The sequence below is a fragment of the Bradyrhizobium sp. SZCCHNR1098 genome, from assembly GCF_032489375.1.
GTDB lineage: Bacteria > Pseudomonadota > Alphaproteobacteria > Rhizobiales > Xanthobacteraceae > Bradyrhizobium.
Map to the genome: position 1 here is coordinate 435714 of NZ_JAUEXY010000004.1, position 26512 is coordinate 462225.

The 26512-nt window shown below is 65.1% G+C and carries 26 protein-coding genes and 1 riboswitch; of the genes, 6 read left to right on the forward strand and 20 right to left on the reverse strand.

Annotation, left to right across the window (positions count from 1 at the left end; translation table 11 throughout):
- Positions 1–80: 80 nt before the first annotated feature.
- The 4 genes from QX135_RS12390 to QX135_RS12405 form a co-directional block, all read right to left on the reverse strand.
- Positions 81–1388, reverse strand: a complete 1308-nt coding sequence (locus tag QX135_RS12390; RefSeq protein ID WP_315740514.1) for an ATP-binding protein — start codon at positions 1386–1388, stop codon at positions 81–83.
- Between the two features lie 28 nt (positions 1389–1416).
- Positions 1417–2472 carry a lysylphosphatidylglycerol synthase domain-containing protein gene (locus QX135_RS12395; RefSeq protein WP_315740515.1) on the reverse strand — a complete coding sequence of 352 codons (1056 nt, stop codon included), beginning with the start codon at positions 2470–2472 and terminating at the stop codon, positions 1417–1419.
- Positions 2473–2975: 503 nt separating this feature from the next.
- Complete coding sequence (locus tag QX135_RS12400; protein ID WP_315740516.1) at positions 2976–3281, reverse strand: hypothetical protein; 306 nt, start codon at positions 3279–3281, stop codon at positions 2976–2978.
- A 4-nt stretch (positions 3282–3285) separates the two neighbouring features.
- Positions 3286–4680: an OmpA family protein gene (locus QX135_RS12405; protein WP_316234097.1), complete on the reverse strand. Its 1395-nt coding sequence runs from the start codon at positions 4678–4680 to the stop codon at positions 3286–3288.
- Between the two features lie 164 nt (positions 4681–4844).
- Here QX135_RS12405 and QX135_RS12410 point away from each other — a divergent pair, with 164 nt between their 5' ends.
- Entirely contained in the window at positions 4845–5903 is a 1059-nt protein-coding gene (locus QX135_RS12410; RefSeq protein WP_315813555.1) for a polysaccharide deacetylase family protein, read from the forward strand.
- Between the two features lie 116 nt (positions 5904–6019).
- The gene (locus QX135_RS12415) at positions 6020–6829 is read left to right on the forward strand and encodes an SDR family oxidoreductase (protein WP_315813556.1); all 810 of its coding nucleotides are present in this window, start codon (positions 6020–6022) and stop codon (positions 6827–6829) included.
- 93 nt (positions 6830–6922) lie between these two features.
- Here QX135_RS12415 and boxB read toward each other — a convergent pair whose 3' ends face one another.
- The 4 genes from boxB to QX135_RS12435 all read right to left on the reverse strand — a co-directional run bounded on the left by boxB (position 6923) and on the right by QX135_RS12435 (position 12951).
- Positions 6923–8374, reverse strand: coding sequence for a benzoyl-CoA 2,3-epoxidase subunit BoxB (boxB, locus tag QX135_RS12420; RefSeq protein ID WP_316234098.1), 1452 nt, complete (start codon positions 8372–8374; stop codon positions 6923–6925).
- Positions 8375–8488: 114 nt separating this feature from the next.
- Positions 8489–10177, reverse strand: a complete 1689-nt coding sequence (boxC, locus tag QX135_RS12425; protein ID WP_316231526.1) for a 2,3-epoxybenzoyl-CoA dihydrolase — start codon at positions 10175–10177, stop codon at positions 8489–8491.
- Positions 10178–10272: 95 nt separating this feature from the next.
- Positions 10273–11076 (reverse strand): alpha/beta hydrolase, encoded by an 804-nt coding sequence (locus tag QX135_RS12430; protein WP_316234099.1) that lies wholly within the window; start codon positions 11074–11076, stop codon positions 10273–10275.
- 339 nt (positions 11077–11415) lie between these two features.
- Positions 11416–12951 carry a benzoate-CoA ligase family protein gene (locus QX135_RS12435; RefSeq protein WP_315773696.1) on the reverse strand — a complete coding sequence of 512 codons (1536 nt, stop codon included), beginning with the start codon at positions 12949–12951 and terminating at the stop codon, positions 11416–11418.
- A 109-nt stretch (positions 12952–13060) separates the two neighbouring features.
- On the opposite strand from QX135_RS12435, the gene QX135_RS12440 reads away from it, so the two are divergent.
- The 3 genes from QX135_RS12440 to QX135_RS12450 all read left to right on the forward strand — a co-directional run bounded on the left by QX135_RS12440 (position 13061) and on the right by QX135_RS12450 (position 14725).
- Positions 13061–13981: a helix-turn-helix transcriptional regulator gene (locus QX135_RS12440; protein ID WP_316181244.1), complete on the forward strand. Its 921-nt coding sequence runs from the start codon at positions 13061–13063 to the stop codon at positions 13979–13981.
- A 132-nt stretch (positions 13982–14113) separates the two neighbouring features.
- Positions 14114–14467 carry a PilZ domain-containing protein gene (locus QX135_RS12445; protein ID WP_315717130.1) on the forward strand — a complete coding sequence of 118 codons (354 nt, stop codon included), beginning with the start codon at positions 14114–14116 and terminating at the stop codon, positions 14465–14467.
- A 3-nt stretch (positions 14468–14470) separates the two neighbouring features.
- The gene (locus QX135_RS12450) at positions 14471–14725 is read left to right on the forward strand and encodes a hypothetical protein (RefSeq protein ID WP_316173223.1); all 255 of its coding nucleotides are present in this window, start codon (positions 14471–14473) and stop codon (positions 14723–14725) included.
- Between the two features lie 12 nt (positions 14726–14737).
- Here QX135_RS12450 and QX135_RS12455 read toward each other — a convergent pair whose 3' ends face one another.
- The 5 genes from QX135_RS12455 to QX135_RS12475 all read right to left on the reverse strand — a co-directional run bounded on the left by QX135_RS12455 (position 14738) and on the right by QX135_RS12475 (position 19291).
- Positions 14738–15106: a hypothetical protein gene (locus QX135_RS12455; protein WP_315773763.1), complete on the reverse strand. Its 369-nt coding sequence runs from the start codon at positions 15104–15106 to the stop codon at positions 14738–14740.
- Positions 15107–15228: 122 nt separating this feature from the next.
- On the reverse strand, positions 15229–16434 hold the full coding sequence (locus tag QX135_RS12460) for an agmatinase family protein (protein WP_316181241.1): 1206 nt from the start codon (positions 16432–16434) through the stop codon (positions 15229–15231).
- A 40-nt stretch (positions 16435–16474) separates the two neighbouring features.
- Positions 16475–17248, reverse strand: coding sequence for an ABC transporter ATP-binding protein (locus tag QX135_RS12465; protein WP_316234100.1), 774 nt, complete (start codon positions 17246–17248; stop codon positions 16475–16477).
- On the reverse strand, positions 17248–18069 hold the full coding sequence (locus QX135_RS12470) for an ABC transporter permease (RefSeq protein WP_316181238.1): 822 nt from the start codon (positions 18067–18069) through the stop codon (positions 17248–17250). Before QX135_RS12470 ends, QX135_RS12465 begins: the two co-directional genes overlap by 1 nt.
- A gap of 151 nt (positions 18070–18220) precedes the next feature.
- On the reverse strand, positions 18221–19291 hold the full coding sequence (locus tag QX135_RS12475; protein WP_316181236.1) for a putative urea ABC transporter substrate-binding protein: 1071 nt from the start codon (positions 19289–19291) through the stop codon (positions 18221–18223).
- 74 nt (positions 19292–19365) lie between these two features.
- Positions 19366–19467: riboswitch (guanidine-I (ykkC/yxkD leader) on the reverse strand.
- Between the two features lie 219 nt (positions 19468–19686).
- Between QX135_RS12475 and QX135_RS12480 the strand changes: the two genes are divergently transcribed.
- Positions 19687–20022, forward strand: coding sequence for a hypothetical protein (locus tag QX135_RS12480; protein WP_315740531.1), 336 nt, complete (start codon positions 19687–19689; stop codon positions 20020–20022).
- A gap of 3 nt (positions 20023–20025) precedes the next feature.
- On the opposite strand, the gene QX135_RS12485 is transcribed toward QX135_RS12480, so the two are convergent.
- From QX135_RS12485 to QX135_RS12515, 7 genes are all read right to left on the reverse strand, one after another.
- A complete protein-coding gene (locus QX135_RS12485; protein WP_316181235.1) occupies positions 20026–20178 on the reverse strand; it encodes a transporter in 153 nt (50 codons plus the stop codon).
- A gap of 188 nt (positions 20179–20366) precedes the next feature.
- Positions 20367–21071, reverse strand: a complete 705-nt coding sequence (locus QX135_RS12490; RefSeq protein ID WP_316181387.1) for an ABC transporter ATP-binding protein — start codon at positions 21069–21071, stop codon at positions 20367–20369.
- Positions 21072–21087: 16 nt separating this feature from the next.
- Entirely contained in the window at positions 21088–21858 is a 771-nt protein-coding gene (locus tag QX135_RS12495) for an ABC transporter ATP-binding protein (protein ID WP_315740532.1), read from the reverse strand.
- Positions 21851–22798: a branched-chain amino acid ABC transporter permease gene (locus QX135_RS12500; protein ID WP_315827950.1), complete on the reverse strand. Its 948-nt coding sequence runs from the start codon at positions 22796–22798 to the stop codon at positions 21851–21853. The genes QX135_RS12495 and QX135_RS12500 overlap by 8 nt, the downstream gene beginning before the upstream one ends.
- A complete protein-coding gene (locus tag QX135_RS12505; RefSeq protein WP_315740534.1) occupies positions 22795–23712 on the reverse strand; it encodes a branched-chain amino acid ABC transporter permease in 918 nt (305 codons plus the stop codon). Before QX135_RS12505 ends, QX135_RS12500 begins: the two co-directional genes overlap by 4 nt.
- A 145-nt stretch (positions 23713–23857) precedes the next feature.
- Complete coding sequence (locus QX135_RS12510; protein ID WP_315740535.1) at positions 23858–25027, reverse strand: ABC transporter substrate-binding protein; 1170 nt, start codon at positions 25025–25027, stop codon at positions 23858–23860.
- A gap of 261 nt (positions 25028–25288) precedes the next feature.
- Entirely contained in the window at positions 25289–26509 is a 1221-nt protein-coding gene (locus tag QX135_RS12515; RefSeq protein WP_316181232.1) for an ABC transporter substrate-binding protein, read from the reverse strand.
- Positions 26510–26512 lie beyond the last annotated feature (3 nt).

Genomic DNA, 26512 nt, shown 5'->3' on the forward strand with positions numbered 1-26512 from the left:
CCTCGCGATGTCCGGCCTCTGTTCACAACGATCGATGACGTGCGCCCGGCCTGCGCCGGGCCGCAAGATGCGCCCGCCCGTCAGGCGCGTGCTGCGGGCCTGGACTGCGGAAAGCAGGCCGTGAAGGCGGCGCCGTTGCGCGGCACGCTCTCGATCAGAAGCCGGCCGCGATGGCGGTTGAGGATGTGCTTCACCAGAGAGAGGCCGAGGCCGGTGCCGCCCTGCGCGCGGCTGTCGCCGACATCCACGCGATAGAAGCGCTCGGTCAGCCGCGGCAGATGCTCGGGCGCGATGCCGGGGCCGAAATCGCGCACCTTGACCCGGATCTCCGGCGCGTTCTCGGCGGAGACGGCCTGCTCCAGCGAGACGATCACGCGGCCGCCCGAGGCGCCGTATTTCAGCGCGTTCTCGATCAGGTTCTCGAACACGCGCAGCAGCTCCTCGCGGTCGCCGGCGATCGTCACCGGCGCCTCCGGCAGGCTGGTCTCGATCACCACCTGGCGCTCGCGCGCCAGCGACTCCAGCCCGTCGGTGACCTGGCGGATGATGGGGACGACGTCGACCATGGCGTGGGGCTGGACATGCGCCGACAGCTCGACCCGCGACAGCGACAGGAGATCGTCGATCAGCCGCGCCATGCGCGTCGCCTGGATGTGCATGATGCCGAGGAAGCGCTCGCGCGCCTTCGGATCGTCCTTGGCCGGCCCCTGCAGCGTGTCGATGAAGCCCGAGAGCGCCGCCAGCGGTGTGCGCAGCTCGTGGCTGGCATTGGCGACGAAATCGGCGCGCATCTCCTCGACCCGGCGTAGCGGGGTCAGATCGTGGAACGTCATCAGCATGCATTTGTCGGTGCCGCCGAACGCCGTCGGCACCGGCACCGGCGTGATGATCAGCTCCATCCAGCGATCGACCGGAACGTGATCGTGATAGGTGGCGCGGCGGATCTCGGTGGTGGCGATCGCCTCGCGCAGCGCGGTGATGATCTCCGGCGTGCGCAGCGCGAATTGGGCGAGTTCGCCCTTGCGCAAGGCAGGCGCGAGCTGCGCGGCGGCGGCGTTGAGGTGAATGACGCGGCCGGCGCGATCGAGCAGCACGGCGGGATCGGGGATGCCTTCGACCACCGCGCTCACGGCCGGCGCCTCGACCGGGTTGGCGTGGCGCTCCTCCTCCCGCTTGGCGACCGCGCCATGCAGCCGCCACGGCACCAGGGCGGCGGCGGCGATACACAGGAATACCGCCAGGGCGCGCAGCGGCAGCAGCTCGTCCAGCAGCACGAGCCCGGCAAGCGCGAGCGCCGCAGCCAGCAGGATGATCGCGGAATGGCGCAGCCGGTCCGGCCAGGGGGTGAAGATCGAGAGCGCCGTGTCGGAGGGAGCGTCGAGAGCCATCTCGTCCTACTATTCCCTTGAGCTGGCGTCAGGCACCGGAATCGCTGCGCTTCCTCACAAAAGCGGCTTCGGGCGGGGGGCCCGGATCGAGGCTGAGCGCGGCCTGTCGCAGCCGCTTCGACCGCGTGCTGATGATAACCTCGCGAAACGTCAGCAAGATTACAGAAATGAGGAACGGCGCCAAATAATACAGCATCCGGAACAAGAGCATTCCGGCCAGCAGCTCCTCGCGGTCCATCTGCCACAGCCCGACCAGCATCGCGGCGTCGAACACGCCGAGCCCGCCGGGGGAATGGCTGGCGAAGCCGAGCAAGGTCGCCGAGACGAAGATCACGGCCACGACGACGAAGCCGAGATTGGGCTCGTCCGGCACCAGCACATACATCGCGAGCGCGCAGAAGCCGAGGTCGATGATGCCGATCGCGATCTGCAGCAGGGTCAGCGGGCCGCTCGGCAGCACCACGGTCCACGGCCCGCGGCCGACCACGCGCGGCTTGGTCCATACCCAGGCGACATACCCCAACAGACCGACCAGGATCGCGATCGCCGCCATGCGGTTGGCCCAGGGCGGCAGCTGGTCGATCGAGGCCGCCGCCTCCGGATGATAGCTGATGCCGAGCCCGAGCACGGCGGCATTGCCGAGCCAGAACGTCAGGCCGGCGAGGAAGCAGATCTTGGCGACGTCGATGGCGTTCAGCCCATGGGCCGAATAGACGCGGTAGCGCACGGCACCGCCGGTGAAGACGCTGGCGCCGACATTGTGGCCGATCGAATAGCTGGTGAAGGCGGCCAGCGCATTGACGCGGTAGGGCACGTGGTCGTGGCCGATCGCGCGCACCGCGAACAGATCGTAGAAGGTCAGCGTGAAATAGCCGGCGGCAACGAACAGCGCGGCGAGCGCGATCTGATGCGGCTCCGTGCTCTTGATCGCCTCGAGCACCTCGTAGGTGTCGATGCCGCGCAGCATGTGGTAGAGGACGTAGCAGGCGACCGCGATCACAGCGATGCTGATCAGCACGCCGAGCTTGTGCAGGACTTGCTTCTCGCGCAGGAACGTGGCCGCTCTGCGTATGGCTTCAAGCATCTACACCTCTCACCGTGATCCGATCACGACGGCCGGGGACGCCGCGCCCCGGAGGCCGCAGCGTCATGTGCGCATACAACGCCCTCGTAGCGCGTTTCGACGCATTGGGGAACACGGAGCGTGCGAACAAAAGCGTACACATGGATATACTTAGCAGGCTTTACGGAAATGCGATGCACCGTTTTGCCGCACATGGGGCAAGACATCAGGCAAAGACATCAGGCAAGCCATCATGCAGGATGGAGCGTCCGCACGCTCCCGGCCAGCCTGCAAAGCCCAGGTTAAACTTCGGTGAGGAACGCGCATCTCCGGGCTTTCCGGAGCGTCCCAGGGCTCGGCGGGTCGCCATGGCTCAACGATAAGCACCGGCTGCGCGTTTGACAGGATCGCGCCTCGTCAAACCTTCGTGTCTCGCAGTTGCGATGACCCGGGCACACGGACGGCGGGGGGCACCGCCGCAGTCTTGGCAGGTGGCGTCGGACGCAGACCGGCGGGCGGCCGCTTCAGGCCGCCGATTTCGTCCGCATGCTGCGGATCACCACCAGCGCCCGCAGCCACGTGCCGATGGCGCAGCCGACGAGGTAGGGCACGAACATGATCAGCAGCAGCTCGAGCCAGTAGCCGGCCCGGCCGGGGATCAGGCAGGCCACGGCCGCCGCGACCAGGCCGGCGGCCAGCACCGCCAGCAGCCAGGTCAGCCAGCCCGACACGCGCGGGGCGCGATGCACCACGGCGACCCAGCCCATCGCCAGCCCGATGGCGAAGGCGCCGGCCAGCCAGCCCCAGTGAAAGGCAACGAGATAGGCCATGACGTTACCTCACCACGAATTCGATGCGGCGGTTCTGTGCCCGGCCGTCGGCGGTGTCGTTGGAGACGACCGGCTGGGTGCTGCCATAGCCGATCGGGGTGAAGCGGTCGGCCGGCAGTCCGGCCTTGGCCAGATAATCGACCACGGCCTGGGCGCGCTTCTGCGACAGCACCTGATTGGCCGCGGGGTCGCCATCGGCATCGGTGTGGCCGATGATCTCGACATTGGCGGAGGGGCAGCGGAACGCGATCTCGACGAGGCGGTCGAGCAGACCGGTGGAATCCCTGTCGAGGTCGCTGCGGCTGGTCTCGAATCGGATCTTCGCCTTGCCGAGCAGGTCGGAGAACAGCTGCTGGCACACCGTGGGATCGACCGGGGCGGCTGCCGGCTTCACCGTGATGTCGGCCTTCACCTGCCAGCCCTGTGGGACATCCTTGGCGAGCCCGGTCCGGATCTGGGCTGCTGCGGCGTCATAGAGTGCGTCGCCGGAGATCTTGATGTCGCGGTCGGACACCACCAGCGTGCCGGTCGACAGCCGCGACAAGGCGCCCAGCGCCGGCACCACCGCATTCACGAAGTTGGTGGGCGCACCGATGCTGTTCTTGAGATTGTCCACGACCTTCTCGCTGAAGAATTTTCGCGATGAAGAGCCGACGACGACGGCGTGGATGTTCTCGTCGGGAACGTTGCCGGCGAGCGTCACGGTGACCGCGACCGGGTCCTTGTAGGCCTGGAAGATGTAGGGCGGCGCCTTGACCTCGTTGCTGGCGACCTTGAAGCCGTCCGGCAGCTTGCCGAGCGCGGCCGCGATCGCCTCGCGGCCGCCGAGCTCGCGGGCCATGCCGGACAATGCGACCTCGCCATCGGAGATCGTGAACTTGCCGTCCTTCAGCCTGCCGATCTGGCCGATCAGCAGCAGCGCCGCATCCTCGAAGCGCGTTGGCGCGCCGCGCGCCAGGCCCATCTGGTCAGCGACCTCCACGCCCGGCAGCGCCGCCCGCGTCGCGTCCATCAGCCTGCCCTTCAAGGCGGGCAGCGGCGCATTGCCGCCCAGTGTCACCCGGACGACGTCGCGTTCGGCCGACCAGACGAAGGGCTTGGCCTCGGCGACCAGCCGCGTCTCGTCGTTGACGAGCCGCACGCCGGCCACGCCGTCCACCGCAGCGACCGCATCGCGGCGTCCAGCCTCGGAAAAAGCATTGGCGCGCAGCGAGACATCGCGGCCATCCACCGTGACGCTCGTCCTGTCGAGCACGGCCCCCTTCAGGACGGCCGAACTGCGGCCGGCGAGATCATTCTCCAGGGGAACGGTGCTGGTCCAGGCCGCGAGGCCCCAAAGCACGATCAGCGGGAGGACGCCAGGCCACCATTTCCCGCTCCACCTGAAAAGTCCACGCATTCGTCATCCGTCGCATCGAGGAAGCAGAGAGAAAACAAACCCTTGCATGCCTGTCAAACCGGAAATGAGGCGCGCCGCACGGTACGTTGCGACCGCAGGCTAAGGCTTTCTTCAATCATTCGTCGGTAACCTTGTCCCGACACTCACCGGGCCGCATATTTCAGATGAGGCGATTTCGCAAAACCTTTATCCGTGCCGGCCTGGAAGCGCTGTATCTGAGCGGCGCGCATGTCTGGCTGCGCCCGATCTTCTCGGGCGTGGGAGCGATCTATACGCTGCATCATGTGCGGCCGCACCACGACGCCGATTTCCAGCCCAATTGTCACCTCGAGGTCACGCCGGATTTCCTGCGCGAAATGTTGTCGCACCTGCGCGACCACGACATCGAGATCATCACCCTCGACGAGTTGCACAGCCGGCTGGTGGCGAAGGACTTCTCGCGCCACTTCGCCTGCTTCACCTTCGACGATGGCTATCGCGACAACCGCGACTTCGCGCTGCCTGTCATGCGCGAGTTCGATGCGCCGTTCACCATCTATGTGACGAGCGATTTCGCATCGGGACTGGGCCGGCTCTGGTGGGTGACGCTGGAGCGGCTGGTCGCGAAGGCGCAAACGATCGACATCGAGATCGGCGGGCTGTCGCTGCAGCTCGATGCATCGACGTCGGCAGCCAAATGCGTGACGTTCCAGCGCCTGCACGATTGGCTGCGCGCACTGCCGGGCGAGCACGACGTGCGGCGTGAGATCAGCGCGCTGTGCGCGCGCTACGACGTCGACGAGGCCTCGATCTGCCGTGAGCTCTGCCTGTCCTGGGACGAGCTCCGGGCGCTTTCGACTGAGCCATTGATCTCGATCGGCGCGCATTCGATCAGTCACTGCAATCTCGCCAAGCAGACCGAGGAGACGGCGCGCATCGAGATCGCCGGCAGCCGTGCTCGGATCGAGAACGAGTTGCAGCGGCCGGTGCTACACATGGCCTATCCCTACGGCGACCGCGCCGCCGCCTCCCAGCGCGAGTTCGTGCTGGCGGCCGCGAGCGGCTACAAGACCGCCGTCACCACCCGCCCCGGCATGATCTTCGCCGAGAGCGCCGATCATCTCACGGCCCTGTCGCGTGTCTCGCTGAATGGCCACTACCAGGACGCCCGCGTGCTGCCGGTGCTGACCTCGGGCGCGGCCACCGCGATGTGGAACGGCTTCCGCCGCATCGACGCGGCATAGGCCCGCATAACGTTCCCCTCCGATTGAATTGCGGCGAATTCGTGCGACTGCGTCTCCCTTGACGTGCTGGCGCGTCCCGCTCACAAGCGCGCATGACATAAGGAAAGGGAGGCTTCATGCTCAGGAACTTGTTCTCACTCGAAGGACGCATCGCGCTCGTCACCGGCGGCTCGCGCGGCATCGGCAAGATGATCGCATCCGGCCTGCTCGCGCATGGCGCGGCGCGGGTCTATATCACCGCGCGCAAGGCCGGGCCCTGCGAGGCGACCGCCAAGGCACTGACGACGGAATATGGCGGCGAATGTGTCGCGCTGCCGATCGACATTTCGACGATGGCCGGCATCGAGACGCTCGCGGGCGAGATCAAGAAGCGCGAGCCCAAGCTCGACATCCTCGTCAACAATGCCGGCGCGGCGTGGGGCGCCGACTTCGACGAATTCCCGGAGAGCGGCTGGGACAAGGTGATGAACCTCAACCTCAAGACGCCGTTCTTCCTGACCAAGGCGCTCGCAGCTCCCTTGCGTGCGGCGGCCAGCGCCGAACGGCCGGCAAAGGTCATCAACATCGCCTCGATCGACGGCATCTTCGTCAACCCGCTCGAGACCTATTCCTATGCGGCGAGCAAATCCGGCCTGATCCATCTGACGCGGCGCATGGCGGCCAAGCTGATCAAGGACCACGTCGTTGTGACCGCGATCGCGCCCGGACCGTTCAAGTCCGACATGAACAAGGCCGCGCGCGACAACGCCGACGAGGTCGCCTCGCGCGTGCCCGCCGGGCGCATCGGCACCGACGAGGACATGGCGGGCACAGCGATCTTCCTCGCCTCGCGCGCGGGCGACTACGTGGTGGGGAATACGATCGCGGTCGATGGCGGTATCGTCTACGCAAACCCGGGCATTCCGGGCGCGGGCTGGGATAGTTGAGAAGGGCGAATAGCGAATAGCGAATAGCGAATAGCGAATAGCGAATAGGCTACTTCCCCTATTCGCTACTCGCAACTCGCTATTCGCCTCTCATCAAGTCTCGATCTTCACGTACTCGAAGTCACCCGGCTTGTTGTCGATGCCGACCTTCGGGGGCGCGATCCACGACGCGTACTCGCCGATCTCGGTGACCGGCTTCATCAATGAGGAGATGTAGGCACCGTCATCGGTCGAGGGCAGCCAGTCGCTCTTACGCTTGGCCCAGGTCCCCTCGTCGATCAGGATGCCGTCGGGCGTCGCATGGACGTCCTTGAACTCGCCGATGGCGCGGTGGAAGGCGGTATGCGGCAGCTTGAGCTGGAAGTCGTAGCCCGCCGTGCTGATGATCTTGTTCCAGCGCAACAGGCCCTTGACGCAGTCCTGCGAGTAGTCGTCGCGCAGGCGCATGTTGAGCGCGGTCAGCGCCGGCTCGTCGATCCGCTTGATCTCGCCGTCGACCAGCTTGAGCACCGGATAGGTCGCGTTCTTGAGCTGGTGATCGTCCTGGATCTGGGTCTCGTGATAGCGGCCCTTGATGCCGGCATTGAAGGCGTTCGCAGCGTTGGTCGAGACCTCCGAGCCGAACAGATCGAGCGACAGCGTGTAGTGCAGGTTCAGCTTCTTCTGGATCGTCGGCAGATCGATGACGCCGAGCGCGCGGACCTTGGCGATGTCGGTGGGATCATCTATCCTGGCGGCCCGCATCGCCTCGACGGTGCGCTGGATGACGCGGCCGACGCCGGTCTCGCCGACGAACATGTGGTGCGCCTCTTCGGTCAGCATGAAGCGGCAGGTGCGCGACAGCGGGTCGAAGCCGGACTGCGCGAGCGAGTGCAGCTGCATCTTGCCGTCGCGGTCGGTGAAGTAGGTGAACATGAAGAACGACAGCCAGTCCGGCGTCTTCTCGTTGAAGGCGCCGAGCATGCGTGGGGAATCCGCGTCGCCCGACCGGCGGCGCAGCAGCTCGTCGGCCTCCTCACGGCCGTCACGGCCGAAATATTTCTGCAGCAGATAGACCATCGCCCAGAGGTGGCGACCCTCCTCGACGTTGACCTGGAACAGGTTGCGCATGTCGTAGAGCGACGGCGCGGTCTTGCCGAGATGGCGCTGCTGCTCGACCGAGGCCGGCTCGGTGTCGCCCTGGATCACGATCAGGCGGCGCATCAGCGCGCGGTATTCGCCGGGGACCTCCTGCCAGGCCGGCTCGCCATAATGCTCGCCGAACGGGATCTTGCGATCCTCTTCCTGCGGAGCAAGGAGAATGCCCCAGCGATAGTCCGGCATCTTGACGTAGTCGAACTTGGCCCAGCCGCGCGGATCGACCGAATAGGCCGTGCGCAGATAAACCAGCGACTGCTGGAAGCCCTCGGGGCCCATGTCATTCCACCAGTCGACATAGCCGGGATGCCAGCCCTCCAGCGCCTTGAGGACCTGACGGTCCTCGGCGAGATTCACGTTGTTCGGAATCTTGGTCGAGTAATCGACGTTCATGATGTTCATGTTCATGGAGACCTCCCGGGGGCTTTGATCTGTTGGAGGCGAGTAGCGAATGGCGAGTAGCGAATAGGGGTTCCAGACATCCTTCCCTATTCGCTATTCGCCACTCCCCGTTCGCTCCCCTTACACTCGCGTCATGTCGTAGTTCGGCCGCTCGCCGGTGCCGTAGCGCCGGAGCGCGCCCTCCTCGCCGACCGCGTTGGGCCGCTGGAAGATCCAGTTCTGCCAGGCGGTGAGGCGGGCGAAGATCTTCGATTCCATCGTCTCGGGGCCGGCGAAGCGTAGATTGGCTTCGAGTCCGGTGAGGCTGTCCGGCGAGAAGCTGGCGCGCTCCTCGAGGAAGACGCGGATCTCGTCCTCCCAGTCGATGTCGTCGAGCGCGAAGGTGACGAGGCCGAGCTCCTCGGCCTCGTCGGCCTCGAGCGGCTTGCCAGTCTGCGCGCGGACACGCTCGAGATCGTTGGGATCAGCGAGGAAGCGCGACTCCAGCCGCGTCAGGCCGTGACTCATCGGATAGGGGCCGAAATTCATCGCCGACAATTCGATCGCCGGCGCCGGACGGTTGTCGCCCTGGATGGTGCCGATCAGCATGTAGGAGCGGTCGGAGGCGAACACGAGCTCGGCGAGTGTGCCGGCGAAGCAGGAGCCGGGCTCGACCAAGGTCACCAGCGTCCGCGACGTGACGTCGATGCGCTTCAGCACGCGCTTCCAATAGTGACGGATCTCGTTGACCAGCCAATGCGCCTTGTTGGCCTCCAGGAAGGCGTCATGGGCCAGCACCTGGGCGCGCTCGCCATGCGACTTGAACACCAGCATGGCGATGCCGAGCTCGTTGATGCGCAGATGCAGGATGGCATCATCCAGCTCGCGCGCAACCTGCAGCGGCCAGAACGATGCGCCCTGCGCGATCATGCCGTCGATGTCGGCGGGCGGCGCGGCTTCGGGGGCCGAGATCGTGATCGTGGCGATGCGGGCGGCGCGATCGATGTCGACGTTGACGAAGCCGTAGCGTACGCTTGACGCATCGATCACGCGCTTGAGCGGCGTGAGCGCAACGCCCTTGCCGCTGCCGTTGCGCTTGGAGGCGGCCGCGAACTCCTTGGCGCGTTCGGCCACCTTGGCATCGACCTTGGAGTTCGGCGCGATCTCATCGACCAGCCGCCACTGCACGGCGCGCTTGCCCTTGACCCCCTCTTCCGTCGTGCAGAACGCATCGGCGCGATCGCGGCGCACCTTGCGCTTGTCGACGACGCGCGTCAGGCCGCCGGTGCCCGGCAGCACGGCGAGCAGCGGAACCTCCGGCAGCGACACCGAGGACGATCCGTCATCGGCGAGGATGATGTGGTCGGTGGCGAGCGCGAGCTCATAGCCACCGCCGGCCGCTGTGCCGTTCACCACGGTAATGAAGCGCTGGCCGGAATTCTCGCTGGAATCCTCGAAGCCGTTGCGGGTCTCGTTGGTGAACTTGCAGAAGTTCACCTTGTGGGCATGGGTGGCGCCCGCGAGCATGCGGATGTTGGCGCCGGCGCAGAACACACGCGGCTTGGCCGAGCGCAGCACGACCACCTTCACCTCGGGGTGTTCGAAGCGCAGCCGCTGCACGGCGTCCGCCAGCTCGATGTCGACACCTAGATCATAGGAATTGAGCTTGAGCTGGTAGCCCTCGAACAGGCCACCATTCTCGTCGACGTCCATGGCGAGCGTCGCCACCTCGCCGTCGATCGAGAGCTTCCAATGTTTGTAGCGGGAGGGATCGGTCTGAAAATCGATGAACGTCTTGCCTCCCGCGAGCACGCGGTCTTCCCCGGCCATGAGTCACCCTTCGTTGGAGTGCTTATCGTTGAGATGCACAATAATTCATGTTTTGACCGACGTCTACGACAAAAAGCCGAAACATGCACTTTGTTTCATGTTCGTGATGCCGGGGCCGGCAAGGTCGCGGCCGCGAACTCGGCGATGACCCGCAAGGTGGCGTCAGGCGACTCGCGATGCGGGGAATGGCCGGTCTTGGGAAGCATCGTCACCTCGACCGGGCAGTAGCACTCCTCCTGGATGATCTCGACCTGGCGGATGGTACCGTACTGGTCGTCGATGCCCTGGATCACCGCGACGGGGACGCGGATGTAGGCGAGGTCGCCGGTGATGTCCCAGGCCCGGAATGCCGGATCGAGCCAGGCGCCGTTCCAGCCATGGAACGCGTTGTCGACGTCCTTGTGCCAGCGTCCGAGCTTGGCGCGCAGCTCCGTGGTTTCGTAAATGGTCTTGATAGCGGCGATCGACGCGACCGAGACGTCCTCGACGATCACGTGCGGGGCGATCAGCACGACACCGTCGAGGCGATGATCGGCGCGGCCGCCGGCGTAGATCGCCGCGATCGAGGCGCCATCGGAATGGCCGACGAGGAGACCGCGCTGGAAGCCGATCGCATCAAGTAGCTTCGGCAGCACATCGCGGGCCTCGCGTTGCATGTAGTCGAGCGGCCGCGGCAGCGTCACCGGGCTTGAGGCGCCGTAGCCGGCGCGCGAATAGGCGAACACGGAGGCGCCGGTCGCGGCTTGGAGCTTGTCGGGAAAATCGCCCCACAGGCCGACCGAGCCGAGGCCCTCATGCAGCAGCACGATGCATGGCGCGTCGGATGGCTGCGGACCGATCAAGCGATGTTCGAGTTGAGCGGTGTCGATGGTGAGGAAGCCTGATGCAGCTAGCGCCATCGCGACCGCTCCGTCTGCACGTGATGTAAAATGCTCCCGCAGCTCGCTCCCTCGTTCCCTCCCCCCTTGTGGGGGAGGGCTAGGGAGGGGGGTAAGCCACACGCACCGGCGCGCGTGGTACCCCCCTCTCCACCTCTCCCCCACAAGGGGGGAGAGAGCCGAGCGGAGTTCGCGGCGATGAGTTGCGTCACCATGCACATATCCCGGCCCCGACATTCCGGACGGCGCAGCGAAGCTGGGCCGATCCGGAATCTTGAGATTGTCTGTCGCTTGATCTCACCCACGTCGAGCTTCCGGATTCGCGACTGCGGCGCGCGCGGGAATGACAGCCAATGACAGCTAATGTGCCCCCTCGCGCAGCTTGAAGCGCTGGATCTTGCCGGTCGCGGTTTTCGGCAGGCTGTCCACCACCTCGATCCAGCGCGGATATTTCCACGGGCCGATCTTCTGCTTGACGTGTTCCTTCAGTGCCTCGTGCAGGGTCGAGCGATCGACGCTCGGGCGCAGCACGACATAGGCCTTGGGCTTCAACAGGCCTTCCGGATCGGCTTCCGGCACCACGGCCGCTTCGAGCACGGAGGGATGCGTGATCAGGGCGCTCTCGACCTCGAACGGCGACACCCAGATGCCGGAGACCTTGAACATGTCGTCGGAGCGGCCGCAGAAGGTGTAGCGCCCATCGGCGTCGCGGACATATTTGTCGCCGGTGCGCGTCCAATAGCCCTCGAAGGTCGAGCGGGTCTTGTGGCGCTGATTCCAGTAGCCCTCACCGGCGGACGGTGCATGCACCAGCATCTCGCCGACCTCGCCGTCCGGCACGTCCTGGCCGGCCTCATTGACAAGACGAACCTGATAGCCCGGCACAGGGCGCCCCGATGAGCCGTATTTGATGTCCCCGGGCGCGTTGGACAGGAAGATATGCAGCAGCTCGGTCGAGCCGACGCCATCGAGAATGTCGACGCCGAACCGCGCCTTCCAGGCATTGCCGACCGATTCCGGCAGCGCCTCCCCGGCCGAGGTGCAGATGCGCAGAGCGCTGCCGGCCTTCTCATGGCGCAGCGACTCATCGTGCAGCATCGCGGCGAACAAGGTCGGCACGCCGTAGAAGATGGTCGGATTGTAGCGGTTGAGGAGCTTGAACATCAGCGCCGGCGTCGGGCGCTCGGAGTTGAGGATCGTGGTTGCGCCGACCGACAGCGGGAAGGTCAGCGCATTGCCGAGGCCATAGGCGAAGAACAGCTTTGCGGCTGACAGACAGACATCGCTCTCGCGGATGCCGAGCACTTGGCTGGCATAGGTCTCGGCCGTCGCGGCGAGATTGCCGTGCAGATGGCGCACGCCCTTGGGCATGCCGGTCGAACCGGATGAATACAGCCAGAACGCAGGCTCATCCTCGTGGGTCGCCACCGTGTCGAACTGATCGCTCTCGCGCGCGAGCTCCTCGGTGAGCAGCTTGTGGCCGAAGGCATTGGCGCCGGACACGACGACGCAATCGAGATCCGGCATCCGGCCGACAATGTCCTTCACCACCGGATACAGCGCCTCGGACACGAACAGCACGCGGGCGCGGCAGTCGGCGAGCACATAGGCGTATTGCTCCGAGGTCAGCAGCGTGTTGAGCGGCACCGGGACGACGCCCGCGCGCATCGCGCCGAGAAACACCGCGGGGAAATCCACCGTGTCGAGCATGATCATCGCCACGCGCTCCTCGCGGCGGACGCCAAGGCGGCGCAGCATGTTGGCGACGCGGCAGGTCTGCTGTTGCAGACCGCGATAGGTCAGCTCCGAGACCGTGTCCGTGTAGGCGAGCTTGTCGCCGCGGCCCGCCTCGACATTGCGGTCAAGCAACCACGATACCGCATTGTACGACTTCACGGCATTCTCCCCGGATTTTTGAATTATAATTCATACAAGGCCATCAACGTCGCTTGCTGTCAATCCTCCTCGGCATTATGTTTCCTGGTCAAAAGAGTACCTCAGGGATATGACGCCACACAGCGATGCCCCGCGCGACGACGGCCAGTCCGCGGCCGAGACCGATTTCCTCGACCAGCTGGGCCAGCGGGTGCGGCGGATGCGCGGGCTCGCCGGCATGTCGCGCAAGGTGCTGGCCGAGGTCTCCGGGATTTCCGAGCGCTACATCGCCCAGCTCGAAAGCGGCAAGGGCAATGTCTCGATCGTGCTGCTGCGCCGGATCGCCAATGCGATCAACGCGCCGCTCGACGACATCATCCCCGGCGGCGAGCCATCGCCGGACTGGCCGGTCATTCGCGATCTCCTGAAGAAGGCGACCCCGAGCCAGATCGCGGAGGTCAAGGAGCTGCTTGCCGGCAGCGCATCGGCGCCATTGCGGCGTTCGTTCTCAGGCATTGCGCTGATCGGCCTGCGCGGCGCCGGCAAGTCGACGCTCGGCAAGATGCTGGCGGAGCGGATCGGCTGGAGCTTCGTCGAGCTGAACAAGGAGATCGAGCGGCAGAACGGGCTTTCGGTTGCCGAGATCATCGCGCTCTACGGTCAGGAAGGCTTTCGCCGCATGGAGCAGGCCGCCCTGGTGCAACTGCTCGCGCGCAAGGAGCCGATGGTGCTGGCGACCGGCGGCGGCATCGTCTCCGAGCCGGTCACCTTCGACCTGATCCTGACCTCGTTCTACACCATCTGGCTCAAGGCCGAGCCGGAGGAGCACATGGGGCGTGTGCGTAAGCAGGGCGACCTCCGGCCGATGGCCGACGACCGCTCGGCGATGGCCGAGCTGCGAAACATCCTGGCGAGCCGCGAGCCGCTGTACGCGAGGGCCAATGCGGTGGTCGATACGGCGGGGCTGTCGGTCGAGGCGGCCGCTGTGCGGCTGAGCGATGCCGTGCAGCCGGTGCTGACGGGCGACGCCCGGATGTTCGCGCGGGCGTGAGACGTCGTGCGACTTCGATCGCGCCGCAAGCGTCCGGTACGCATTAACCACCACCCACATTTCAATACCGGCGAGACTCGCCACACACCCTCCGATTGATTAATCAATCGTTAAGTCACTGGAGGACGTGGGATGCAAAATCGTCGTCGCGAGGCTCGCCAGCGCGTCTACTATGGCGGCGTGCTGACCTTCAATTCAGGCTGCTCGACGCTGGCCTGCGTCGTGCGCAATTTCAACCACCGCGGCGTCAAGGTCGAGCTCGAGGGCAGCGTGCTGCTGCCGGACCGCGTCGAGATCAGCATCGAACGGCGCGGATGGTCACGACCGGCGCAGATGGTGTGGCGCGACGGCGCGGGCGCCGGCCTCGCCTTCCTTCACGACGATGGCGAGGTGATCGATCTCGAAACGGCGCGCGCCTTGCGCCTGCAGGAGCGCGCCAACAGGCAGCTCAAATCGCGCCTCGAGCAATTGCTCTCGGGGCACTGAGCAATGTCCGAATCCTCGCAAGAGCACGACGACTGGCTGATCGCCTCCGATGCGCCGCCGCCGGTCGCGGCGCGCGCCGCCGAGCGCCCGCGATCGCACTGGCTCCGGCGCGTCACGCTGCTGCTCGCCGCCCAATATGTCATCGTGCTGGTGATCGGCGTCGCGGCGGCCTCGACCGTGCGCGCATTCGTGCTGCCGGAAGTCACCGGGCGCTTCGAGGCGCTTGCAGCGGCGCTCAAGCGAACGCCGCTGCCTTGAGTTCTGAGCTGGTCACTCGATCTCCCGCAGCTCCGCATAGGTCAGCGGCAACAGGCCGGTGCCGTCGAAATAGACAAAGCGCAGCCGGCGGCGGCGTGAGATGAAGTTCGACGGCAGCGGATCGTAGCGGAAGGTGCCGCCGCCGAGATGCGGCGTCAGGCTGCCGACATCGGTCAGCGCATCGATCTCCACCCGCAGCAGCTTGAGGCTGGCGCCGTCGCGCAGGATCTCGAACGGGACGCGCGCCAGCCGCAGGAAGCTGGTCGGATCGGGGGCGGCGATGAAACCGTCGACGAAGGCGGCCTCGACCTTGTCGAGGTCGGGCTCGGTCACCGCGACCGGCTTGGCGCCCTCCGGCTGGTGCGGCGTCTGCCACTGCACCGGTACGCGCCCGTGCGCATGGTTGTGCCCGGGGCCGTGCGGCGGATGGTCATGATGATCGTCGTGATCATGCGCGTGGTGATCATGGCCGTGATGGTGGTGATGATGTCGCATCGCGGGCCTCAATAGCTGACCGGCTTGTTGATGATGTGCTTGTGGCTGCCGAGCTTGCCGTGCGCGACCATCGAGCCGAGCGCCTCGACCACGACGCGGACGCCGATCAGCGCGGTGATGTCCGAGGTGTCATAGGGCGGCGAGACCTCGACCACTTCGAGGCCGCATAGGCCCTCGGCGGCGACGAGGCCGAGCAGCTTGAGCGCCTCGCGCGGCAGGAAGCCGCCGGGCTCGGGCCAACCGGTGCCGGGCACGAAGCCGCAATCGATGGAGTCGACGTCGAACGAGATGTAGACCGCGTCGGCATCCTTCCAGGCCAGGTCGAGCGCGATCTCGGCGGTCTTCTCCAGGCCGATCTTCTCGATGTCCGCGATGGTGAGGACGTTGGTGTTGCGCTTGCGCGCGACCTCGACACCCTCGCGCGGCACCTGCCAGCCGCCGATGCCGAGCTGCACCAGGTTGGTCGGCGAGACGTTCGGCAAATTGGTCGCCCAGTACCAGGGCGTGGTGTGCATGCGCTCGTCGAGATCCTTCTCCTGGATGTCGATGTGACGGTCGAAATGGATGATGCCGATGCGCTTGTCGGTACACTGCGCGATGCCGCGCACGCAGGGGAATCCGATCGAATGGTCGCCGCCGAGCATGATCGGCAGCGCTCCGGACGAGAACACATGCGCGACGCCGCGGCTGATCTGGTCGAAGCTCTTTTCGAGGTTGGCGGGAATGGTGAAGACGTCGCCGGCATCGCACAGGGTCATCTGCTCGCGCAGGTCGACCCCGAGCTCGTAGTTGTAGGGCGTGTAGAGCGCGGAGATGCGGCGGATGCCCTGCGGCCCGAAGCGGGTGCCGGGGCGATAGGTGGTGCCGGAATCGAAGGGAATGCCGATCACGGCAGCGTCGTATTTGGCGACGTCACGGACGTTCTCGACATAGGGCGCCTTCATGAAGGTGTTGATCCCGGCGAAATGCGGCAGCTCACCGCGCGCAAAGGTCGGGATGTCGCGATCGGTCAGACTGTCGGCGCCGGGCAGGCCCATGTCGAGCGCCCATTGCCGCTCCTTGCGCCAGCCGTTGGTCGGCAGCTTGCCCTCGGCCTCCAGCGCCTGCCAGCCTTGCGTGGCCATCTTGTCGAAGTCCGGATGGTGACGGCGCATGCTCCGGCGCAGCGGCTGCAAGCCGGCACGGCGTGACCGGCGCATCGATGGGAATGACATGAAAGCTCTCCTTCGTTTCTTTCGACGTTTCTTGAACTGACTATTGCGCCGCCTGCACGCTGGCGCGGATGAAACCGAGCACGGGCACGGCGCTGTCGCGGGTGAGATCGAGGTCGTAGGTGATGCGCGCGCCGAACCGCTCCGGCGCCTGTGGATCCTTGCGCGGCCGGTCGAGTGCGATCAGCCGCGTGGCGAGGCCGAACGCCTCCTTGATGTCGTGGGTGACCATCACGATGGTCATGTTGTGCTCGCGCCACAGCGGCTTGATCAGCGAATGCATCTGGACGCGGGTGCCGGGATCGAGCGCGCCGAAGGGCTCATCGAGCAGCAGCACGCGCGGCTGCTTCGCCAGTGCCTGCGCGATCGCCAGGCGCTGCTGCATGCCGCCGGACAACGCGCTTGGATATTTGTCGCGATGCTCGGCGAGGCCGACGGCCTCGATCAGCGCGAGGCTCTTCTCCATCGCCTCCTTGCGCGCCGCCCCGAACAGCCGCGCCGTGAACGGGCAGGCGGCGAGCTCATAGCCGAGCAGCACGTTGCCGAGCACGGTCAGATGCGGAAACACCGAGTAACGCTGGAACACGATGCCGCGGTCCGGCCCCGGCTCGGCCGGGAAAGGCTGGCCGTCGAGCAGCACGGCGCCTTGCGTCGGCTTCTCCTGGCCGAGGATCAGACGCAGAAAGGTGCTCTTGCCCGCGCCGGAAGGACCGACGATCGACAGGAACGTACCGGAGGCGATCTCGAGATTAATGCGTTCGAGCACCACCTGGTTGCCGTATTCGACCCAGACATTCCGGAACGAGAGCGTGCTCATCAGCGCGCTCCGCCGTCATATGCCCAGGGGAACGCGCGCCGGCCGATCCACACCAAGGCCAGGTCGAACAGATAGGCGAGCAGCGTGATCCAGACGACATAGGGCAGGATCACGTCCATCGACAGATAGCGCCTGACCAGGAAGATGCGGTAGCCGAGCCCGACGTCGGAGGCGATGGCCTCCGCCGAGATCAGAAACAGGAACGCCGGGCCGATCATCAGCCGCAGGCACTTGATCAGGCGCGGCATGATCTGCGGCAACACGACACGGATCGCGACCTGCCAGGTCGAGGCGCCCAGGGTCTGCGCCTTGATCAGCTGCTCGCGCGGCATGGCCTGCACCTCGAGTGAGAGATCGCGCACCAGCGTCGGCGTGACGCCGATGACGATCAGCACCACCTTAGACAATTCGCCGAGACCGAACACGATGAACAGAACCGGCAGCACCGCCATCGGCGGGATCATCGACAGCACCGCGACCAGCGTGCCGAAGCCGGCGCCGGCCACCGGCAGCAATCCGATGGCGAGTCCGAGCACGAGCCCGATCACCGCCGCGATGCCGAGCCCGAGCGCGAGGCGCTGCAGGCTCGCCGCCGTGTCGGACCACAGCACGTAGTCGCCGGAGCGGCGATCAGGCTCGGTCGCGAGCCGCTTGGAGGTCGCGACCATCTCGGAGACCGGCGGCAGCAGCTTGTCGTCGGGATTGTCCGCGCGCCGCTGCGCCGATCCGACCACATAGATCAGCGCGATCAGCAGGAACGGCAACAGGGCCAGCAACAGCCGGCTGCCCCGGTTCGGAACGACGTTCATGGCACGCGGCATCGACAGACTCCATCATTCCTCATTGAAAGGAGGCGCACCAGCGCCGTCTCGAACCATGAAGCCCCGATCCGGGCGTCATTCTTCGAGACGCTTGCGCTCGCGCAAGCTCCTCAGGATGAGGGGAGACACTGGTTGCCCGGCGGGAACACGGTCAGAGCTTCCCTTCGGCCGCCATCTTCATGAAGGTCGGATCGAAGCGCAGCTTCACGTTGCTGGCCGCGCCCAGCGCCTTCGTTGGCGTGGAGATGCCGACCGCGTCCTTCGATTTCACTTTCTCGCCAAGCAGATTGTGATCGAAGCAGAAGGTGCGCACGAGATCCATGATCTTCGGCAGCTCCGGTCCGGTCATGAAGGCGAGCGCATCCTTCGGCTCGTAGTACATGAACGTCGTCTTGAGCTGGGTCTCGAAACCGGCGAGATCGGTGCCCGACAGCTTGGCCATCGCCTCGCGGGCGGCCTTGCCCTTCTCGCTCTGGTCCTTCATCAGCGCGATGGTCTCGTACCAGATGCCGGTCAGCGCCTTGCCGAGCTCGGGATTGTCCTTGAGCGTCGCGCTGTTGACGACCAGGAGATCCTCGATCTCGCCGGGGATCTTGCTGGAGTCGAACACCAGGCTCGCACCCGGCTCGGCCTTCACCTCCAAGAGTTGCGGATTCCAGGTCACGACCGCGGTGGTGTCGGGCGACTTCGCAGCGGCGACGATGTCGGCGTCGGAGGTGTTGACGGTCTTGATGTTCTTCTCGGACAGCTTCACGGTCTCGAGGCCGCGCGCCAGCAGATAGTGCGACACCGAGAGCTCGACGAGGTTGACCTTCTGGCCCTTGATGTCGGCCATGGTCTTGCCCTTCTTCAGCACCACGCCGTCATTGCCGTTGGAATAGTCGCCCATGATGATGGCCGACGTGTCGACGCCGCCGGCAGCGGGGATGGTCAGCGCATCCATGTTGGTGACGGTGACGCCGTCGAACTTGCCGGCGGTGTACTGGTTGATCGACTCGACGTAGTCGTTGATCTGGGTGACCTTGATCGAGATGCCGTATTTGTCGGCCCATTTCTTGACGATGCCGGACTCGGCCGCATACGGCCACGGCATCCAGCCGACATAGATCGTCCAGGCGATGTTGAATTCCTTCTTCTTCTCAGCTGACGCGGGCGACAGCGATGCGGTCGCCAGCGTCGATGCAGCGAGCAGTGCAACAAACAGATTTCGCGCTTTTCCCATGTCCAGTCCCTCATCGGTTTTCTGACCGCGGACTGGCATGAAGAACCTCGTGCCTGCCAAGCGCGGCCACTGAGGTCTCCCGGGTTTTTATCCCGCCGTGCACCAGGGCTCTCCCCTGGCGGCTGCTCTCGGACCAGCATTCTCGATGGAGAACCGGAACCCTAGCTGCCAACTCTGATCAACAAGGGGAGCAATCCGCATGCCAGGAAAAATGCTTGCGATTCAACGGAACCGGCGGCACGCTGTGCTCAAAAATCAGGCACTCAGAATTCTTCTTGGGCGATGTGGCGCATCAGCCGACGCCGGCCATGCAACGACCGCATGAACCGTCCGGTGCGCGGGGGCGACATCATCAGGCAGGCACGTCAATCGCAGTCGCTTGGAGTCTCGTTGATATGATCAGGTCTTCCGGGATCGCATTGGCAACCATTCTGGCTCTCAGCCTCGCCGCCGATGCAGCCTTCGCGCAGAGCGCGCCCGCTCCCGATGCGCCGGCGCAACCTGCTCCCGCCGCAAGCCCCACGCCGACAGCCACTCCCGCACCAGCCGCCTCGGCCGAGAAACCCGGCGACGCCAAGCCGGCCAGCGAGGCGACCGCGCCGAAGAAGACGCGGACGAGGACCAGCACGCGCAAGGAAGTCGAGGACTCCCTGCGCAGCGGCACGGTGCCGTCGCGCTATCGCAGCCGGGTGCCGAAGGAGTACCAGAAGTACATCCCGTTCCATCGCTGAGGTCTAGAGTGGCGGCGTCATTTTCACGATGATTCCGACGATCAGCATGAAGGCGAGACACAGCCCCGTCTCAAGGTCGGAATGAACAGACCAGAAGCCGCGCAGGCTGGCCACGGCTTTCTGTGGTGATTCGATTCGGATACGAGGTGCACGCATCTGTTCAACCTCTGATAAAAGGAAAAACAAACTACTACCCTGGAAAAATAATCCCGTCCAAGCCGCGCCTCAATGCGAAAAATCAGCGCATGTCGGGGCAACTGTCAAAATCTACGCCCCAACGCCCGACGCGATCTTGATTTGAGTCAATCCGCTTCCACGTCGGAATAGCCGGCAGCGCGCCGCCCTCAAATCCCCAGATAGCGGTGCTGCAGCTCGGGCTCGGCCATCAGTTGCTCCGACGTGCCGTGCCACACGGTGCGGCCACGCTCGATGATGTAGTGGCGGTCGCAGATGCGGGTCAGATGCCCGACGTTCTTGTCGATCACCAGGATCGACTGCCCGCGCGATTTCAGCAGCGACAGGCAGTTCCAGATCTCCTCTCGGATCAACGGCGCCAGGCCCTCGGTCGCCTCGTCGAGAATGAGGAGTTTCGGGTTGGTCATCAGCGCCCGGCCGATCGCCAGCATCTGCTGCTCGCCGCCGGAGAGCTGATTGCCCATGTTGCCGCCGCGCTCGGCCAGCCGCGGAAACAGCGCGTGGATCTTGTCGAGCGTCCAGGGATCGGACGCGCCGAGCCGGTTGGCCGAGGCCGCCACGAGATTCTCGGTGACGGTCAGATTCGGAAAGATCTGCCGTCCCTCCGGCACCAGGCCGATGCCGAGCTGAGCGATCCTGTAGGACGGCAGCTTTCGCGTCTCCTGGCCGCTGAAGCGGATCAGGCCGGCGCGGGCCTGGGTCAGACCCATGATCGAGCGGATCGTGGTGGTCTTGCCCATGCCGTTGCGGCCCATCAGCGAGACCATCTCGCCGGGACGGATCGCCAACGACAGGCCGAACAGGACCTGGCTCAGGCCGTAACAGGTCTCGATGCCGTCGACCTCGAGCAGCATGGCGCTTGTCCCCAGATCAACCATGGCCGACCACCACGTGCTGATCGCCGAGATAGGCGCGCTTGACCTCCTCGTTCTGCCGGATCTCGTCCGGCTTGCCCGAGGCGATGATGCGACCATAGACGAGGACCGAGATGCGGTCGGCGAGCGCGAACACCGCCTCCATGTCATGCTCGACCAGCACGATCGACACTTCCTTGCGCAGCTCGTTCAGCAGCTTCACCATGCGCTGCGACTCGGTCACCCCTAGGCCGGCCATCGGCTCGTCGAGCAGCAGGAGCTGCGGCTTGGTGGCGAGCGCGACCGCGAGCTCCAGCTCGCGCTGCTCGCCATGGCTGAGCTTCGACACCAGCACATCGGCGCGATGGCCGAGACCGACGCGCTCCAGCGCGGCGTGCGCGGCGGCACGCAGCGGCTTGTCCTTGCGCGCGGCGGCGAAGAAACGGAACGAGTGCTTGCCGTCATGGGCCTGCGCCGCAAGCGCGACATTGTCGGCCGCGGTGAAGTCGGTCAGCAGCGAGGTGATCTGGAACGAACGCGCCAGCCCCAGCGCGCTGCGCTTATAGGCGGGGAAATGCGAGATGTCGCGGCCCCCTAAGAAAATGCGACCCGCATGCGGCGCCAGGTGGCCGGTGAGCTGGCTGATCAGCGTGGTCTTGCCGGCGCCGTTCGGCCCGATGATGGCGTGGATCTCGCCCTTGGCAACGTCGAGACAGACGTGATCGGTCGCGACGATGCCGCCGAACCGGCGCACGAGATTGTCGACGCGAAGCAGAGGTTCAGCCACGGTTCAACCTCCCGAGCATGCCCATGATGCCGCCGCGGCCGAACAGCACGATCAGCAGCAGCAGCGGCCCCATGATCAGCGCCCAATATTCGGTGATCTGCGACAGCACCTCTTCCAGCACCAGGAACACGACCGAGCCGACGACCGGCCCCATCAGGGTGCCCATGCCGCCGAGGATGACCATCACCATGAGGTCGCCGGAGCGGGTCCAGTACATCACGGCAGGGCTGACGAAATCGGTGTTGTTGGCAAGCAGCGCGCCGGACAGGCCACAGAGCATGCCGGCGATGACGAAGCACGCCAGCTTGTAGCGCTTCGACGGGAAGCCGATCGCCTGCATGCGCTGCTCGTTGGAGCGCAGGCCCTGCAGCACCAGGCCGAAGCGCGAATTGACGATCCGCCAGATCAGGACCACGACGGCAAGCAGGCAGAACAGGCAGAGATAATAGAACTGCACGCGGTTGCCGAGATTGATCAGGCCGCCGAAATCGCTGCGCTTGTAGACCGTGAGCCCGTCATCCCCGCCGTAACGGGCGAGGCCGGACGCGACGTAGTAGGCCATTTGCGCAAAGGCCAGCGTGATCATGATGAAATAGACGCCGCGGGTACGCAGGGAGAGCGCGCCGATGACCAGCGCATAGAGCGCCGAAACCGCGATGGCGACCGCGAACTGTGCATAGCCGGAGCCGATGCCCTCCTGCGCCAGGATGCCGACGGCGTAGCCGCCGATGCCGAGATAGGCGGCATGGCCGAAGCTCATCATGCCGCCATAGCCCATGATCAGGTTGAGGCTGACGGCCGCCAGCGCCAGGATCACGATGCGGGTGAACAGCGTGAGGATGAAGATGTTGCCGGAGAGGTTCGAATAGACCGGCAGCAGCACCAGGCCGGCCACGACAATGATGGCCACGATGGTCGAAACGTTGAGCGAGGATTTCATCTGCGGTTGGCCGGAAACAGACCTTCAGGCCGCGCCACCAGCACGATCGCCATCAGGAGATAGATCAGCATCGACGACATCGCCGGCGCCGCAGTGGAGGCCGCGGCCGAGTTCAGGACCTGGCGCAGCAGATTGGGCAGAAAGGCGCGGCCCATGGTGTCGATCAGGCCGATCATGATCGCGGCGATGAAGGCGCCGCGGATCGAGCCGATGCCGCCGATCACGATCACCACGAAGGCGAGAATCAGGATGTTCTCGCCCATGCCGATCTGCACCGTGAGGATCGGCGCCTGCATCAGCCCGGCGAGGCCGGCGAGCGCGGCGCCGAGGCCGAACACCAACGTGTAGAGCAGCTTGATGTTGATGCCGAGCGCGCCGATCATCTCGCGGTTGGAGGCGCCTGCGCGGATCAGCATGCCGATCCGCGTCCTCATCACGCCGAGATAGAGCAGAAGCGCCACCAGCAACGCCACGACGATGATCGCAAGCCGATAGGCCGGATATTGGATACCGGGCAGGATCGTGACCGGGAAGGCGAGCCAGGACGGCAGCGGCAGCGCCAGTCCCGCCGGGCCCCAGATCAGCCGGACGGCCTCGTTGAAGAACAGGATCAGGCCGAACGTCGCGAGCACGTGGTCGAGATGGTCGCGCCCATAGAGATGGCGCAGTGCCGTGAATTCGAGCACGATGCCGAGCAGAAGCGTGGCACCGAGCGCCATGACCGCGCCGAGCACGAAGCTGCCGGTCCAGGCCACGAAGGTCGCCGCGAAATAGGCGCCCATCATGTAGAGCGAGCCGTGGGCGAGGTTGACGAGGTCCATGATGCCGAACACCAGCGTCAGGCCGGCGGCCAGCAGGAACAGCAGCAGTCCGAACTGCAGCCCGTTCAGGAATTGTTCGACGACGAGAAGCATGCCCCTCACTTCACGCTCAAAAAGACGGCGGCAGAACCCGTTCCAGGCGCTGCCGCCATGTCCGTCCCGATCTTAGGCCGGAGATGTTTTAAGCTTCAAGCAAATTCCAGGCCTGTTTCGCCCCCTGGCTCGGAATTCTTTCCGCTCACTTCATCGGGCACTTGTCGTGGAAGCGGTCCTGGTCGTTCTCGACGATGGTGGCGACCATCTTCAGCGACAGCTGGCCGTCGGCGTCCTTGACCACGTCCTGCAGGTAGAAGTTCTGGATCGGGATGTGGTTGTTGCCGAACTTGAAGGAGCCGCGCAGCGACTTGAAGTTGGCCTTCTCCATCTCGGCCTTCATCGCGTCCTTCTTGGACGTGTCGCCCTTGACCGCAACCACGGCGCTGTTGATCAGCTGCGCCGCATCATAGGCCTGGGCGCCGTAATAGGTCGGACGCAGGCCGGTGTATTTCTTGCGGTAGTCGGCGACGAATTTCTTGTTCTGCTCGTTCGGCAGGTCGTTGACCCATTCCTGGGCGCCGGGCACGCCGATCGCATTGTCCTTCTGCAGCGGCAGCGACAATTCGTCGACGGTGAAGGCGGTGTAGAGCGGCATCTTCTCCTTGAGGCCGGCCTGCGAATATTGATTGAGGAATTGCACGCCGGCAGCGCCGGGATAGAACACGAAGATGGATTCGGCGCCCGAGGCGCGCGCCTTGGAGAGCTCCGCGGAAAAGTCGAGCTGGCTCGGCCACACCGTGTATTCCTCACCGACGACCTGGCCCTTGAAGGTGCTCTTCACGCCCGCCAGCATGTCCTTGCCGGCCGCATAGTTCGGGCCGATCAGAAACACCGACTTGACGCCCTTCTGGTTCATGTAGAGGCCCATCGCGGCGGGCGTCTGGTCGTTCTGCCAGGAGGTCGAGAACACGTAAGGCGAGCACAATTCACCGGCGAGCTGCGACGGGCCGGCATTGGCCGAGATCAGAAAGGTCTGGGAATCCACCGCGGTCTTCAGCGACGCCAGCAGCACGTTCGACCAGATGTAGCCGACGATGAAATCGACCTTGTCGGACTGCACCAGCTTCTCGGTCTTCTGCTTGCCGACGTCAGGCTTCTGCTGGTCGTCCTCGTAGATCACCTCGACCGGTTTGCCGTCGATCTTGCGGCCGAGATGGTCGAGCGCGAGCTCGAACGAATTTCGCATGTCGTTGCCGATCACGGCGGTCGGACCGCTGAACGTCGAGACGAAGCCGATCTTGATGGTGTCGCCGGCAAAGGCCGTGCTCGAAAACAGCAGTGCCGCGGCACCCGCCAGCCAGAACCTCTTCATGGTCTTCCCTCCCCTCAAGCAAATCGTTCTTATCGTTGTTTCGTCGCCGGCACGCAGTAGCACGACCAGCGGCGGCGTTTCGCCGCAGCATCCGTCGCGCGGTGCTCATCCTGCGGGTCATCGATCCATGCACCATAATTCCCGGAAATGGACAAAGGCAAGAACTATAGTGCCTGTTAAGGATACCGCAGCACAGCAGAACCGGCCGCGTCAGCCTGACACGGCCGGCTGCGATACTCTCGGTATCACTCGCAACGAGCGTCACTTCACCAGCGCGCAACCACCGTCCGCAATCGGCCGGAACGCCTGCTCGGCCGGAATCGTCGAGACCAGACGATAGTAGTCGTAAGGATATTTCGACTCCTCCGGCTTCTTGACCTCGAACAGATACATCGGGTGGATCACGCGGCCGTCGGCCCGGATCGTCACATCGCCGAACAGCTTGTCCTTGCCCTTCACCGTCTTCATCTGCGGCACGACGTCCTTGGCATCGTCACTGCCGGTGGCCGCAACCGCATTGAGATAGGCAAGCGTCGAGGCGTAGACGCCGGCCTGGTTGCCGCTCGGCATCTTGCCGTTCATGCCGGGGCGCGCCGCGAAGCGCCTGGCGAAGGCGCGGGTATCGTCGTCCATGTCCCAGTAGAAGGCTTCGAGCAGTTGCAGGCCCTGCGCCGCCTTCAAGCCCATGCCATGGATGTCATTGATGAACAGCAGGAACGCGACCAGCGACTGGCCGCCCTGCTGGATGCCGAACTCGGATGCCTGCTTGACCGCATTGATGGTGTCGCCGCCCGCATTCGCCAGCCCGATCACCTTGGCCTTCGAGCCCTGCGCCTGCAGCAGGAACGAGGCGAAGTCCGTCGTGCCGAGGGGATGCTTGGCCGAGCCGAGCACCTTGCCGCCGTGCTTCTCGATGTAGTTGGTGGCCTCCGCCTCGATGCCCTGGCCGAGCGCGTAGTTGACAGTGATGAAGTACCAGTCCTTGCCGCCGTGGCCCATCATCGCGGCTGCCGTGGTGTTGCCGGTCGCCCAGGCGTCGTTGACCCACTGAATGGTGTTGGGCGAGCACGCCTTGCCGGTCAGATCGGAGCTCGCGGTGGACGAGGCCAGGAACGTCATGCGGCTGTTGCGCAGCAGCTCGTTGACGGTGAGGCCCACGGCCGAGTTGGGCACGTCGACGACGGCATCGACCTTGTCGACATCGAGCCATTTGCGCGTGATCGCCGAGCCGACATCGGCCTTGTTCTGGTGATCGGCATAGACGATCTCGACCTTGATGCCTTTACCGCCACCGTTGAAATCCTCCGCCGCCATGCGCGCGGCCTCGACCGAGCCCATGCCGTTGGTGTCCTGGAAGATGCCGGAAATATCGTTGAGCACGCCGACGCGTACGACATTGTCCGAGATCTCGCCGGCCCGCGCCGCGCCTGCAAGGCAGAATATTGCGACCAGCGCCAGCGCGCACGAATTCAGCTGCTTCATGAT

Bases quoted from the DNA above. Each gene is read 5' to 3' on its own strand.
- QX135_RS12460 (WP_316181241.1), bottom strand. From the start codon at position 16,434: ATGTCATTCCCATCGATGCGCCGGTCACGCCGTGCCGGCTTGCAGCCG.
- QX135_RS12510 (WP_315740535.1), bottom strand. From the start codon at position 25,027: ATGAAGAGGTTCTGGCTGGCGGGTGCCGCGGCACTGCTGTTTTCGAGC.
- QX135_RS12415 (WP_315813556.1), top strand. From the start codon at position 6,020: ATGCTCAGGAACTTGTTCTCACTCGAAGGACGCATCGCGCTCGTCACC.
- boxB (WP_316234098.1), bottom strand. From the start codon at position 8,374: ATGAACATGAACATCATGAACGTCGATTACTCGACCAAGATTCCGAAC.
- QX135_RS12400 (WP_315740516.1), bottom strand. From the start codon at position 3,281: ATGGCCTATCTCGTTGCCTTTCACTGGGGCTGGCTGGCCGGCGCCTTC.
- QX135_RS12395 (WP_315740515.1), bottom strand. From the start codon at position 2,472: ATGCTTGAAGCCATACGCAGAGCGGCCACGTTCCTGCGCGAGAAGCAA.
- QX135_RS12470 (WP_316181238.1), bottom strand. From the start codon at position 18,069: ATGCCGCGTGCCATGAACGTCGTTCCGAACCGGGGCAGCCGGCTGTTG.
- QX135_RS12485 (WP_316181235.1), bottom strand. From the start codon at position 20,178: ATGCGTGCACCTCGTATCCGAATCGAATCACCACAGAAAGCCGTGGCC.
- QX135_RS12445 (WP_315717130.1), top strand. From the start codon at position 14,114: ATGCAAAATCGTCGTCGCGAGGCTCGCCAGCGCGTCTACTATGGCGGC.
- QX135_RS12410 (WP_315813555.1), top strand. From the start codon at position 4,845: ATGAGGCGATTTCGCAAAACCTTTATCCGTGCCGGCCTGGAAGCGCTG.
- QX135_RS12390 (WP_315740514.1), bottom strand. From the start codon at position 1,388: ATGGCTCTCGACGCTCCCTCCGACACGGCGCTCTCGATCTTCACCCCC.
- boxC (WP_316231526.1), bottom strand. From the start codon at position 10,177: ATGGCCGGGGAAGACCGCGTGCTCGCGGGAGGCAAGACGTTCATCGAT.
- QX135_RS12475 (WP_316181236.1), bottom strand. From the start codon at position 19,291: ATGGGAAAAGCGCGAAATCTGTTTGTTGCACTGCTCGCTGCATCGACG.
- QX135_RS12405 (WP_316234097.1), bottom strand. From the start codon at position 4,680: ATGCGTGGACTTTTCAGGTGGAGCGGGAAATGGTGGCCTGGCGTCCTC.
- QX135_RS12440 (WP_316181244.1), top strand. From the start codon at position 13,061: ATGACGCCACACAGCGATGCCCCGCGCGACGACGGCCAGTCCGCGGCC.
- QX135_RS12500 (WP_315827950.1), bottom strand. From the start codon at position 22,798: ATGAAATCCTCGCTCAACGTTTCGACCATCGTGGCCATCATTGTCGTG.
- QX135_RS12430 (WP_316234099.1), bottom strand. From the start codon at position 11,076: ATGGCGCTAGCTGCATCAGGCTTCCTCACCATCGACACCGCTCAACTC.
- QX135_RS12515 (WP_316181232.1), bottom strand. From the start codon at position 26,509: ATGAAGCAGCTGAATTCGTGCGCGCTGGCGCTGGTCGCAATATTCTGC.
- QX135_RS12490 (WP_316181387.1), bottom strand. From the start codon at position 21,071: ATGCTGCTCGAGGTCGACGGCATCGAGACCTGTTACGGCCTGAGCCAG.
- QX135_RS12480 (WP_315740531.1), top strand. From the start codon at position 19,687: ATGATCAGGTCTTCCGGGATCGCATTGGCAACCATTCTGGCTCTCAGC.
- QX135_RS12505 (WP_315740534.1), bottom strand. From the start codon at position 23,712: ATGCTTCTCGTCGTCGAACAATTCCTGAACGGGCTGCAGTTCGGACTG.
- QX135_RS12465 (WP_316234100.1), bottom strand. From the start codon at position 17,248: ATGAGCACGCTCTCGTTCCGGAATGTCTGGGTCGAATACGGCAACCAG.
- QX135_RS12450 (WP_316173223.1), top strand. From the start codon at position 14,471: ATGTCCGAATCCTCGCAAGAGCACGACGACTGGCTGATCGCCTCCGAT.